9 protein-coding genes and 1 pseudogene are annotated in these 12,287 nt (G+C 74.9%); 2 read left to right on the forward strand and 8 right to left on the reverse strand.

The genetic code is table 11. The features are described from left to right. The coding region (locus ABD317_RS26005; protein WP_344292508.1) for a helix-turn-helix transcriptional regulator at positions 1-1,034 on the forward strand (1,034 nt) is incomplete at its 5' end. Here ABD317_RS26005 and ABD317_RS26010 read toward each other — a convergent pair. The 4 genes from ABD317_RS26010 to ABD317_RS26025 all read right to left on the reverse strand — a co-directional run bounded on the left by ABD317_RS26010 (position 983) and on the right by ABD317_RS26025 (position 6,760). Further along, positions 983-2,986: a helix-turn-helix transcriptional regulator gene (locus ABD317_RS26010; RefSeq protein WP_344292510.1), complete on the reverse strand. Its 2,004-nt coding sequence runs from the start codon at positions 2,984-2,986 to the stop codon at positions 983-985. The two genes, ABD317_RS26005 and ABD317_RS26010, sit on opposite strands and share 52 nt — an antisense overlap. A 384-nt stretch (positions 2,987-3,370) precedes the next feature. Beyond that, entirely contained in the window at positions 3,371-5,569 is a 2,199-nt protein-coding gene (locus ABD317_RS26015) for an MMPL family transporter (RefSeq protein WP_344292512.1), read from the reverse strand. 148 nt (positions 5,570-5,717) lie between these two features. Then, positions 5,718-6,197, reverse strand: a complete 480-nt coding sequence (locus ABD317_RS26020; protein ID WP_344292514.1) for a DUF6069 family protein — start codon at positions 6,195-6,197, stop codon at positions 5,718-5,720. A 167-nt stretch (positions 6,198-6,364) separates the two neighbouring features. Further along, positions 6,365-6,760, reverse strand: a complete 396-nt coding sequence (locus ABD317_RS26025; protein ID WP_344292516.1) for a DUF6223 family protein — start codon at positions 6,758-6,760, stop codon at positions 6,365-6,367. Between the two features lie 273 nt (positions 6,761-7,033). Here ABD317_RS26025 and ABD317_RS26030 point away from each other — a divergent pair, with 273 nt between their 5' ends. Further along, positions 7,034-8,296: an MFS transporter gene (locus tag ABD317_RS26030; RefSeq protein ID WP_344292518.1), complete on the forward strand. Its 1,263-nt coding sequence runs from the start codon at positions 7,034-7,036 to the stop codon at positions 8,294-8,296. A 95-nt stretch (positions 8,297-8,391) separates the two neighbouring features. Here ABD317_RS26030 and ABD317_RS26035 read toward each other — a convergent pair whose 3' ends face one another. The 4 genes and pseudogenes from ABD317_RS26035 to ABD317_RS26050 form a co-directional block, all read right to left on the reverse strand. Beyond that, a complete protein-coding gene (locus tag ABD317_RS26035) occupies positions 8,392-9,132 on the reverse strand; it encodes a DUF6081 family protein (protein WP_344292520.1) in 741 nt (246 codons plus the stop codon). A gap of 84 nt (positions 9,133-9,216) precedes the next feature. Then, a complete protein-coding gene (locus tag ABD317_RS26040; protein ID WP_051437972.1) occupies positions 9,217-9,606 on the reverse strand; it encodes a MerR family transcriptional regulator in 390 nt (129 codons plus the stop codon). A 93-nt stretch (positions 9,607-9,699) separates the two neighbouring features. After that, positions 9,700-11,949: a protein translocase subunit SecD gene (gene secD / locus ABD317_RS26045; RefSeq protein ID WP_344292522.1), complete on the reverse strand. Its 2,250-nt coding sequence runs from the start codon at positions 11,947-11,949 to the stop codon at positions 9,700-9,702. Between the two features lie 79 nt (positions 11,950-12,028). Further along, a pseudogene (locus tag ABD317_RS26050) lies at positions 12,029-12,287 on the reverse strand (2-oxoglutarate dehydrogenase, E2 component, dihydrolipoamide succinyltransferase); the annotation flags it as partial.

Here is a 12,287-nt window from a genome sequence, read left to right on the forward strand (position 1 = left end):
TGGTGCGGGGGCTGCGCGGCGGCCGGGTGGGGCGGCGGGAGGTGCTGCGGGGCGCGGCGGAGACGGCGCTGGGCCTGGCGGACCGGACGGAGCCGGAGGACCTGCTGCCCGCGCGGCTCGTGCTGGCCCGGATCGCCCTGCACTGCGGCGACCTCGCCACCGCCAGCCAGCAGCTGCGGATGGCGGAGCGGCCGGCCGGCCCCGCCGCGGCGGCCGTGAAGCCGCGGCTGGACTGGGCGCTGGCCGGGTTCCACGCGGCCAGCGGGCGGGCGGCGATGACGGTCCGTTCGGTGCTCGACGCCGAGGACGGCGCCGAGCCCGACCCGCTGCTGTTCGCCGAGGCGCCGGCCGCGGCGGCGACGCTCGTACGGCTCGCGGGGCAGATGAACCTCGGCGCGGAGGCCGGGCAGGCGGCCGGCTTCGCCCGGCGGCTCGCCGAGCGGAACCCGGACGTCACGTCCCTGACCGCCGCCGCCGCGCACGCCGACGGCGTACTGCGCGACGACCTGGACGGGCTCCGGCGGGCCGCCGAGCTGTACCGGCTCGCCGGACGCCCGCTGGCGGCGGGCGGCGCGCTGGAGGACGCGGCCCGCCACGAGCTGGCGGCCCACCGCAAGGAGGGGGCCGCGCAGCTCCTCGCGGCTGCCGCGGAGCTGTACCTGGACTGCGGCGCGCAGCGCGACACGGCCCGGGTGCAGCGCAAGCTGCGCCGCCTCGGCGCGCCGCACCCGCGCCCGCTGGGCGCCCACCGGCCCAGGTCGGGCTGGGAGAGCCTGACGGGTGCCGAGCTGCGGGTGGTCCGGGCGATCGTCGACGGCAGGACCAACAGGGAAGCGGCGGGCATGCTCTTCCTGTCGCCCCATACCGTCGACAGCCATCTGCGGCGGGTCTTCGCCAAGCTCGACATCAACAGCCGCGTCGAGCTGACCAAGCAGTTCCTCGCGCACGAGGCGGTCGCGCCGGGCGGCGCGACCGCCCCCCGTCAGCTCGCCGCCGCCGGTCCGGAGCCCCCGGTGTCGTCGCCGATCGAGTAGATGGCGGCGGAGCCGGAGTACATCGCGGCCTCGCGGGCGAGTTCGACGCGCGTGCCGATGCCGAGCTTCTTGTAGATCTTCCTCAGGTGGTAGTTCACGGTGTGCGCGGACAGGTGGACGCGCCGGGCGATCTGCCGGTTCGTCATCCCGACGCTCACCAGGTAGGCGATGCGCCGCTCCATGTCGGACAGTACGGACCAGCAGCCGCCGTGCCGGTGCGCGTGGGTGCCGTCGCCGGCCGCCGCGACGGGGTCGGCCGGGGCCGGCACGACGCGCGGCCGGCGGGGCGAGCCCTGGCCGGCGTGCACCTTGGCGAGTTCCTCGGTCGCCAGGGCGACCGAGAGGGTGTCGGGCGACTGCGCGACGACGTGCGCCAGTCCCGAAGGATCGCGCTCGGCGACGGCGTTGGCGTGCAGTGCGCCGAGGCCCACGGCGGAGATGCCGGGGTTGTCCTCGGCGAGGCCGTTGACGGTGTCGAGCACGGTCCGCTGCAGACCGGGGTCGCCGGTGTCGAGCGCGAGGCGGACGAAGAACGCGGCGGCGGCCGGGTCCGCGACGTACAGCCACCGGTCCGCGGGCAGCCGGTCGTACTTCCCGGTCAGCAGGGCGACGCCCGCGCGGGGCCCCTCCGCTCTGACCGCGATCCGCACCTCGGTCCAGGCGTACCGCGGCGAGCGCCGGATCCCCCCGTCGCGGGCCAGCTCGCGCTGCGCCTGCTGGAAGTGCTCGGTCGCGCCGGGCAGGTCCCCGGTGTAGAGGGACACGGTGGCGAGCACGGCGTACGCGAGCGGCAGGAGCGTGGGGACGGAGTTCTGCTCCGTCGCCGCGGTCACCAGCTCCGCGTGCCGGCGGGCGTCCCGGAACCGGCCCGCCGACAGGAACCTCCGGGCCCGCGCCGCGGCCGGAGCCGCGTGCCAGACGTCGGTGGACAGCCCGTACAGGCCCGCCTCCGCCTCGTCGACGAGCGCGTCGGCCTCGTCGAACTCGCGCAGGTCGGCGAGCTTGGCGGCCAGTCCGAGCTGGAAGTGCAGCCGCCACAGGGGGTCGGCGGCGCCGGCGTACCGTGCCACCGCCCGGCCCAGCCTGACGCCCTCGCCCAGTTCGCCGGCCCGCCAGCTCAGGTCCGACAGCACGGTCATCGCCATCATCGCGGCGATGTCGTCCGGCTCGTCCCGGCGCTCCCGCAGGATCTCCCGGGCCCGCGTCCCGGCCTCCTCGTCCCTGCCCAGCAACAGGCCCCCGAGGAGCACCGCCGCCTCGGCGTCGAGCCGGTCGTCACCGGAAACCGCCGGGTCGGCCAGCGCGCGCCGGGCGATATCCGTTCCTACGACCACCTTTCCCTTCATGATCAGCCCATGGGCACGCGAATACGGGCCGCCGTCGCCCTCCGCTACCACGGCGAACCGCTGGGCCGGCGGCGCGGCCGCCCACGACCCCGGGTCGGTTTCCTCCGGACTTCTCCGGGAATGGCTCAGCGCCTCGCGCTGCAGCGCCCCGCGGGCAGGGGCCGGAATGGCCGCGACAGCCCCGCGCATCAAGAAGTCGCTACGGAATACGAATTGACGCTCCGTCGCCTCCACGAAACCCGCGCTCATCGCTTCGTCCAGCGGCGCGAGCAGCGTGGCCAGGGGCTTGTTCAGCATCCTGGAGACGTCCTCCAGGAGGAACGATCTCCCCTGGAGTGCGGCAATCTTCAACAACTCCTGGCAGTCCGCGCTCAGCTCGCCGAGGCGGAGCCGGACGAACGCCAGCACAGCGCGCGGAGTGCGCGACTGCGTCAGCCTGACAGTTCCTTCACTCTGCGCCACCATATCCTCGTCGACCAGCCTGTTCGCCAGCTCTGCGAGCAGCCGGGAGTTCTCGCCGGCCGCTGCCGCGAGACCCCGCAGCTCGTCGTCCGGGTCCCCGCCGAGAAGCTCGCGCAGGAACTCCTCGTTGGCCTCTGCACGCACCGGCTTCGGCAGCGGGCGCCCGGAAGGACCGGCGTGATCGAGTATCGTCTCCGGGTTCCGCGTCCCCTTCTCTGACCACGTTGTCATATTTCCCCTGACTATCCCCAGGTTTATCCCGGAACCTGCTCACTCGTTACTGAACCCTCCCCTGGCGTCACTATCAACTCGATTTTCGACCTGGGACCTTGGCCACGACTTGGCGTCGAGTTGGCGTGCGAAAATCCGGGGTTGACCTATTTCCCTTGTCATGGCACAGCCTTTACCTACAATTGACCAGGGTCCCGGTTTTCCGGGGGAACAGCAGTGCGGAATTACAGGAAGAAAGTCATGCCGAAGCGGGGAATCCCGGTTCCGGGATTCCCCGCCCGCAGGCCCGGGAAAGGGTCAGACCCGGGCCTCTTCTCCGACCTCGGCCGGCGGCGGCGAGGTCTTCTCCGGTGCCCGGCGGCCGGGCATCCACCAGTTGCTCTTGCCGCACAGCTCCATCACCGCGGGCACGAGGACCATGCGGATGACGGTGGCGTCGATGAACACCGCCACGGCCATGCCCAGTCCGATCTGCTTGACCGACACGTCGTGGCCGAGCAGGGAGGTGGTGAAGACGGCGATCATGATGGCCGCGGCGGCGGTGATGACCTTGGCGGTCCGCGCCAGCCCGCGGGTGACGGCCGTCCTGGTGTCGCCGGTGCGCTCGTACTCCTCGCGGACCCGCGAGATCAGGAAGACCTCGTAGTCCATCGACAGGCCGAACAGCACCGGGAACATCATCATCGGCACCCAGGTCGTGATCGGCATGTCGGTCGGGAAGCCGAGGGCCGAGCCGAGCCAGCCCCACTGCACCACCGCGACCAGCACGCCGTACGCGGCGCCGATCGACAGCAGGTTCATCACCGCGGCCTGCAGCGCGATGGTGACCGACCGCACCAGCGCCACCAGCAGCACCAGCGAGAGCACGATGACGACCGCGATCATGAACGGCAGCCGCGAGCTGGTCTCGTCGGCGAAGTCGATCGCGCCGGCGTTCGGGCCGCCGAGCCGGACGGAGTCGCCGCCGGGCGACTGCGGCAGCACGTCGTCGCGGAGTTCGTGCACCAGGTCCGCGGTCTTCTCGTCCTGGTAGCCGGTCTCCGGGAACGCCATGAAGGTGGCGGCCTCGCCGTCCTCGCTGACCCGCGGCCGGGTGACGTGGGCGATGCCGTCGGTGCCCGCGACCGCGTCGGCGGCCGGGGCCAGGTCGCCGCCGGCGGAGTCCAGCTCCGCGGCGAAGATCAGCGGTGCGCCGTAGCCGGGGCCGAAGCCCTCGGAGACGATCTCGTACGAGGTGTAGCTGCTCCGGTCGTGCGGCTGCACGCTGGCGTCCGGCAGGCTGAGCCGCATCGACAGCGCCGGCGCGGCGAGCACCAGCAGCCCCGTGACGGCCCCCGCCGCGGCGGCCAGCAGCCGGCGCGGCACCACGCCGGCCCAGCGCTCCGCGGGCGTGCGGCGCTCGGCGGACGGCGCGTCGGCGCCGCGGGCCGTGCGGCGGGGCAGCCGCAGCGAGTGGATCCGGTGCCCGGCGAAGCCCAGGAACGCGGGCACCAGGGTCACCGCGGCGACCATCGTCACCAGCACCGTCACCGACGCGGCGACGGCGACGCCGGTCATCAGCCGCTGCCCCATGGTGACCAGGCCCAGCAGCGCGATCACCACGGTCGTGCCGGCGAACAGCACCGCCCGGCCGGCGGTCGTGAGGGCGCCGACGGTGGCGTCCTCGGGACTCTGTCCGCTCTCCAGCTTCTCCTTGTAGCGGGTCACGATGAACAGCGCGTAGTCGATGCCGACGCCGAGACCGATGAGCGCGGAGACCAGCACGGTGAAGTCCGGCGCGGGCACGATGTGCCCGACGAGCTTCATGAGGGCGATGCCGCCGAGGATCGCCATCAGCGCGGTGACGATCGGCAGACCCATCGCCACCAGCGAGCCGAAGGCGACGAACAGGATGACCGCGGCCGCCAGCACGCCCACGCTCTCGGCGGGGCCCTGCGCGGGCGTCTCGGCCTTCTCCGCCTTGTCGCCGCCCAGCCCCATCGTCACGCCGTCGCCCGAGGCGTCCTTGACGGTGGTCACCAGCGGCTTGACCTCGTCCTTCGTCGCCTCCTTGTCGGTGAGCGGGATGGTCGTACGGGCGATGCGGCGGTCCTCGGTGACCAACTGGTCGTTGTCGTACGGCGACACGACCGGGCCGGTGACCGGCGAGTCGGAGAGGTCGGCGAGGACCTCCTCCACCTGCTGCCGCACGGCCGGGTCGTCGACCCCCGCGTCCGCCTTGATCGCGAGGGTCAGGGTGTCGCCCTGCTCCTCGGGGAAGTGCTTCTCCATCAGGGACTGCGCCTGGGCGGACCCGCTGTCCCCGCCGGAGAAGTCGTTGTCGGGGTCGGCCCCGAGTCCGAAGCCGGCGGCCGCCACGGCGATCACGCCGACGATCCAGGCCAGCAGTACCAGGCGGCGGCGCCGGTGACAGAACCGGGCCAGTCCCGCCAGCGCGCCGTCCGGGCGGGCGGTCTCGGTGGGCATCATCGTCTCCTCGGGTCTCGTACGGTGCACCCTCATCCTCGGGAGGGGGATCACCGGGGTCGACGTACAGATGCAGGCACTCTGCGGGCCGCACTACCGCGGCGGCGGTACTCCTCTTGAAGTACATGTCAAAGCGGCGGAGGCGGCGGCCGGGAACAGGGGCGTCGGGCCCTCCGGGTCAGACGTAGGAGAGCCGGCGCGCCACGACGGGGATGATGACCGCGCCGGCGAGCACGTGCGTGCCGACCAGCACGGCCTGGGTGGTGTCCGCGGTGTGCGGGGCGAAGCCGGGGCCCGCCAGGGACAGGACCGTGAACGTCCCCGCGCACACCGCGAAGACGCGCGCCGGCCGCCGCGCCACGCGCACGGACCGCCGGGCGAGGACGTCCAGGAGGACGGCGAACACGATGCCGGCGACCGACCACAGCACGACGCTCCGCGCGACGGCGCCGACCGCGATGTCCGTGGCCACGTCCTCTCCCACTCCGGCCGCCGTCATCTCGACGCCGGCGCCGCGGGCGAGCAGCGTGAACGACTCCGCCACCACGGCGGCGGCCAGGACGGCCAGGACGGCGACGAGCCACACCGGCCGCGCCGCCAGCCAGGCGGTCAGGGGCGACGACGGGGACGGGGAGGACTGGGGGGCGGTCGCGGTCATGGCGCTGCCTCCTGTTCCGGCGCGGGCGGTGGTGGACCCTCGTACGGTAGGGCGGAGCCTGCCCGCTGCCCATCGGAGCCTGGTCAGTTGAGCACCGGCTTGACAGCCGGCGGCGGCTCCGGTGTACGCGTCCACCGGAGCCGCCCGGCTACCGCGGCGGCCGGGCCCTACGCCGACACCGCGCGCCGCGAGCGGGACAGCGCCAGCGCGCCGAGCGCCAGCCCGGCCACCCCGAGGACCAGGGCGACGATCGCACCGCCCCGGCCGGAGCCGGAGCCGACGTCGTCGGAGCCGGCCAGCGCCACCACGCCGACGACGAGGCCGACCACCGACGCGGCCACGGCCGCCAGCTGCCCGCCGCGGCCGGCGCCGAGCTTGCCCGCCAGCGCGTGGCCGCCGAGGACCACGCCGATCAGACCCAGGATCGACGCGACCATGGCCGGGCCGCGCCCGTAGCCGTCGTCGTCGGCGGCGACGGGCACGTGCGCGGCCGCCGGCGCCGCACACACGAGTACGCCGAGCGCGGCGGCCGCGGCGGCGGTGGACAGGTGACGGACGGACATCGGGACCCCTTCGGTCGCACGGTGGTTGGCGGCGTCAGCGTACGAACCGGACGGGTCGCCGGTCGTCCTGCAGACGCGGCCGGTTTGCGCTGCCACCGCGGCGGTAGCCGGCGCCGCCGACGTCTGCGTCGGCGGCAGCCGGCTACCGCGTCCGCAGCACCGCGGGCCGCCCCGCGGGCCGGCCCGCGGACCGGTCCCGGCCGCCGGTGATTTCCCCGAATGGCGTCGAAACGCCCTGGAAGTGCCCCACCACGGCGGCGTTAGCGTGCGGCCATGGCTTCCAAGGTGAGTTCTTCTCCGCCGGAGCGGGGCGCGGGCTGGCTGCTGTGCCTGATGCTCGCCACCTTCGTCATCGGCACGGACGACTTCGTCATCGCGGGCGTGCTGCCGGACATCGCCGCCGACCTGGACGTGAGCGAGGCCGCCGCCGGGCAGCTGGTGACGGTCTTCTCGGTCACCTTCGCGGTGGCCGCGCCGGTGCTGGCCGTGGCCACCGCGCGGCTGCCCCGCAAGACCCTGGTCGTCGGCGGCCTCGCGGCCTTCGCCGTGGCCAACGTCGCCACCGCGCTGGCCCCGAACTACCCGGCCCTGCTGGCGGCGCGGGTGGTGACCGCGCTGATCGCGGCCACCGTCTCCCCCGCGGCCTTCGCCATGGCCGCCCGGCTGGCGGCGCCCGAGCGGATGGGGCGCGCCATCGGCACGGTCGCGGCGGGGCTGACGCTCTCGCTGTTCACGGCCGTGCCGGCCGGCACGCTGCTGGGGGACGCCTTCGGCTGGCGCTCGACGTTCGCGGCGGTCGCGGCGGCCACCGCCCTGGTGGCGGCGGCCGGCTCCGCCGCGCTGCCCCGGCTGGCCGGCGCCCCGCAGCTCGGGGTGCGGGGGCAGCTGCGGATCCTGGGCCGGCCCGCGGTCCTGCTCTGCGCGACGGGCACCGTGGTCTGCGCCGGCAGCGGCCTGATGGTGTACACGTACGTCGCGCCCCTGACCCGGGACCTGACCGGCCGCGGCGGGGGCGTCCTCGCCCTGTTCATCGCCGTGGTCGGCGTCGCCGGGGCGGCGGGCACCGGCGCGGGCGCGCTGCTGACGGACCGCTGGGGTCCGGACCGTACGCTGCGCGCGTCGATCGCCGGGGTCGTCGCCGCGACCGCGCTGCTGGCCGCGACCGGGGCCACGGGCCGCACCGCGCCGGTGTGGCTCGTGGCCCTCAACCTGGCGCTGTGGGGATGCGCGGCGTGGAGCTTCACCCCGCCGACGAACACCCGCATCCTGCACCTGGCCGGCGAGGCCGGCACCGAGGCGGTGGCGCTGAACACCAGCGGGCTGTACGTGGGCGTCGCGCTGGCCGGCGCGGGCGGCGGGGCGGCGCTGGCCGTCTCCGACGGCACCGCCGTCGCCGTCACCGCGACGGCGGTGGGGCTGGTCGCGTACGCGGTGACGGCGCTGGCGATCCGCCGCTACCCGGCCGGCCCGGCGGCGCCTGCGACGCCGCCGCCCGCCCCCGTCGCCGTACCCCCGCGCCCGGGGAAAACACCGTGAACGCGGGATGACGCCGGACGGCGGGGCCGGGGTACGGTCGGTGCACCACCGGCTGTCCCCGGCCCGTCGGCGTCAACGGCATCCCCGCGCCCCGCTCAGGCGGCGCTCGTCGTGATCCGCCACGGTCCCCACCACCCGGTCGCGCCCTGCCCGTGCTCCCGCTCCGCGCGGGAGTAACGGGCGAGGTCGCGGGCCGAGAACAGGGCCATCCCCGCGTGGAACCCGGCCACCGGCACCGGCACCCGCGCCCAGTACGCGAGCCGCCCGTCCACGTACCACTCCACCTCGGAGGTCTCGGCCCGGTAGCCGACGGCGTAGCGGTGCGCCTGCCCGGGCTCCGTGGGCACGTCCATGACGACGCGGTGGATGTAGTGGTCGCCGGGCCGGCTCACGCCGGGGATCACCAGCCGCTCGACGACCGCGTACACCGTGTCGTTGGTCGCCGCGGCGTTGATGACGACGCCGGTCTCCAGGTCGAAGAGGTTGACGGTGCCGAAGGCGTCGAGCAGGTCGTACGGGATCTGCCCGTAGGTCCGCACCGCCATCTCCACCTCGAACGTCAGCCGCCCGGCCGCCGGCGTGGCGAACCGCCGCACCGACCGGTACATCTGCTTGGCGTTGTTGCGCCGGGGGTCGGTGTCGTGGAAGCGGCTGAACGGGTGGACGGTCAGCGTCAGCCGCCCGTCCCCGGTGCTGACCCGGGCGTTCCTGTCCCGGTACGGGTGCCGTGCGCCCCCGGCGCCCTGCATCTCCATGAGCTGCCAGCGGGCCGGGTCGAGGGCGCCGCGGGTGAAGTCGTCGTAGGTCCACGTGCTCGCCACCGATGCGGAAGTCATGCGGACACCATCGATCGGCCGCGGCGGGCCGGAACATCCCAGGTTCACGCGGTTCGCCCGGCCCGCGACGCCAATTCCCGGCGGCTAGGGACGCCCGTGGCCCACCGCGAGGCCCGGGCGCCCGCCGCCGGGCAGGGCCGTCTCGTCGCGGAGTGCCTCCAGGGTGGCCAGCTCGCGGTCGATGTCGCGGCGCTTCGCCCGGAGGCGCTCGGCCTCCTGGGCGAGCAGCCGCTCCATGACGCCGTTGCGCTCCTCGGGCGGCGCCTCCAGACAGGGAAGCAGCTCGTTGACGGTGGCGCTGCCGAGGCCGGCGGCGAAGAGGTGCTGGATCACGACGACCCGCTCGACCATGGAGCCGTCGAAGTCGCGCCACCCGCCGGGGGTGCGCCGGGAGCGTATGAGCCCTTGTTCCTCGTAGTACCGCAGGGACCTGGTGCTGACACCGGTCGCCTCGGCCAGCTCGCCGATGCGCATGCGACCTCCTCGCGCCGTCCGCCGCTCCCATTCTCGCATCGGGCACCGGGTGCGGAGCGGGGGCGGGTGCGCGGTTCCGCGGCGTCCGTTGCGTCACCTCTTCCGCAGGGCGTCGAGTTCGACGGCGAGCGGGGCGGCGGTGAAGACCGTGGAGTACGTGCCCGCCGCGATGCCGACGAGGAGCGCCAGCGCGAAGTCCCTGAGGGCGCCGCCGCCCAGCACGGCCAGCGTGGCGAGGATGAAGACGGCGCCCATGCCCGTGTGCACGGTGCGCGGCACGGTCTGCACGATCGCGGTGTCCGCCGCCGCCCGGAACGGTGTGCCGCGGTCGCCGGCGACGAGTTCGCGGACGCGGTCGTACAGGACGACGGTGTCGTTCACGGAGTAGCCGATGACCGTGAGCAGGGCGGCGAGGAACACGCCGTCGATCGGCTTGCCGAGCCAGGCGAAGACGCCCACGAGGATCACCGCGTCGTGCACCAGCGCCGCGACCGCGGAGCCGGCGTACGTCCAGCGGAAGCGTACGGCGAGGTAGACCAGCTGGGCCGCCAGGGCGACGCCCAGCGCGACGAGCGCCCCGGTGCGCAGCTCCTCGCCGATGCTGGGCCCGATCATCTCGTCGCGGACCTTCTCCGCGCCGCCGCCCAGCTCGGCCACCGCGGCGGTGACGTCCGCGGCCCGGTCGTCGGAGAGCTTCTCGGTGCGTACGGACAGCCCGCCGTCGCCGGCGGCGTTCACCACGGCGCGCGGCAGCCCGGCGTCGGCCAGCGTCTCGCGGGCGCGGTCGGCGTCGACGGGCCGGGCGGTGGCGTACTCGATGAGCCGGCCGCCGGTGAACTCGACGCCGAAGTCCAGCCCGCGGACCGCGATGCCGCTGCCGGCCAGGACGAGGACGACGCCGGAGACCGCGAGCCAGCGCCGCGAGTGCCGCATCGGCCGCGGGTTGCGCCGGGCCAGCCGGGCCCGTACCCGGCCGTGGCCCGCGATCCCGGAGCGGCCGGGGCGTACCCGCAGGGCGCGCCGGTTCGCGGCGTACTCGGCGAGCACCCGGGTGACCACCAGCGCGCTGAACATCGACGCCAGCACGCCGACGGCGAGCGTGACCCCGAAGCCCCGCACCGGGCCGGAGGCCAGGAAGAACAGCAGGCCGGCGGCGATGAGCGTGGTGACGTTCGAGTCGGCGATCGCGCTCGCCGCCTTGCGGAACCCGCCGGCCAGCGCGCTCCGTACGGTGGGCCGCCGGCGGGCGGCGTACTCCTCCCGGGCCCGCTCGAAGACCAGCACGTTCGCGTCCACGGCCATGCCGACGGCCAGCACGAAACCGGCGAGTCCGGGCAGCGTCAGGGTGGCGCCGAGGGCGGCCAGCGCGGCGTACGAGACGAGCGCGTAGCAGGCGAGGGCGACGGTGGCCAGGAGCCCGAGCAGCCGGTAGACGGCGACGATGAACAGCGAGGTCAGCGCCGCGCCGATGACGGCGGCCCGGGCGCTGGCGGAGACGGCCTCGGCGCCGAGGGTCGGGCCGACGGTGCGCTGCTCGACGGTCTCCAGCGGTACGGGCAGCGCGCCGCCGTTGACGAGCAGGGCCAGCTCGCGCGCCGCGTCGCGGTCGAAGTCGCCGGTGATCTGGGTGGATCCGCCGGTGATGCCGGTCCGGCAGCCGACGCCCGGGTCGACCTGCGGCGAGGAGATGACCTTGCCGTCCAGGACGATGGCGACGCGCCGCGCCGGGTCGCCGGGCGGCGCGCACGCGGCGGCCCCGGTCAGCCCGGCCCACTCCGTGCCGCCCCCGCCGTCGAAGCCGACGGTGACGAACCAGCCGCGGGCCTGCCGCGTGTCGAAGAGCGCCTCGGCTTCCGCGACGTCGGCGCCGGTGAGCGCGGCGGGGCCGAGGCGCAGCGGCCGCCCGGTCTCGTCGGGGAGTACCCTGCCGCCGCCGCGCTCCTGCTGCTGGTTCTGCTGCTGGTTCTGCTTCTGCTTCTGGTTCTCCTCGGCGGTGCCGAGGACCGGGTGGAAGGTGAGCTGGGCGGTGCGGCCGAGGACGCCGGCCGCCTCGCGGGGGTCCTCGACGCCGGGCAGCTCCACGATGATCCGCTTCTCGCCGGAGCGGGTCAGGTTCGGCTCGGCGACCCCGAGGGCGTCGACGCGGTTCCGCAGCACTTCGAGGGTGTGGTCGGTGGTGTCCGCGCCGGCTTCGACGGTGGCCGAGTCGCGGGCCTCCAGGACGATCTGCGTGCCGCCGCGCAGGTCGAGTCCCAGGCGTACGGGCACGGCGACGGCGACGATGACGGACAGGGCGATGACGGCGAGGGCCAGCACGGCCCGCACGCGGGTAGCGCGTGTCACAGGGTTTGCTCCAGCCAGGCATGGCGCGGCGGCCCGCGTGCACGGGAGGCCGCGCCGGGTGGGTGAAAAGGGGTGGGTGTCAGCTGCCTGGAGCTGGGGGGGGGGCCCGTTCCGTAGCCGGTGCGGGACTGAAGACGGGGAGGGTGTCGCCGTCGGCCCGGTCCGGGGCGGGGACCGGGGGCGTACGGGGAAGGCCGTACGGGGCCCGGGGCGCGACGGCGAACGGGGCGGCGGGCCGTTCCGCGGCGGGGCCGCGGTCGCCGTGCTGGGGCGCGGCGTGGTCCTCCGGCCCGGCGCTCTGGCCGCCGGCGAGGTGCCGGTCCGCGCCGGGGGCTGCG

The organism is Streptomyces synnematoformans (genome assembly GCF_039531005.1).
GTDB classification, from domain to species: domain Bacteria; phylum Actinomycetota; class Actinomycetes; order Streptomycetales; family Streptomycetaceae; genus Streptomyces; species Streptomyces synnematoformans.

Bases quoted from the DNA above. Each gene is read 5' to 3' on its own strand.
- ABD317_RS26020 (WP_344292514.1), bottom strand. From the start codon at position 6,197: ATGACCGCGACCGCCCCCCAGTCCTCCCCGTCCCCGTCGTCGCCCCTG.
- ABD317_RS26025 (WP_344292516.1), bottom strand. From the start codon at position 6,760: ATGTCCGTCCGTCACCTGTCCACCGCCGCCGCGGCCGCCGCGCTCGGC.
- ABD317_RS26030 (WP_344292518.1), top strand. From the start codon at position 7,034: ATGGCTTCCAAGGTGAGTTCTTCTCCGCCGGAGCGGGGCGCGGGCTGG.
- ABD317_RS26035 (WP_344292520.1), bottom strand. From the start codon at position 9,132: ATGACTTCCGCATCGGTGGCGAGCACGTGGACCTACGACGACTTCACC.
- ABD317_RS26040 (WP_051437972.1), bottom strand. From the start codon at position 9,606: ATGCGCATCGGCGAGCTGGCCGAGGCGACCGGTGTCAGCACCAGGTCC.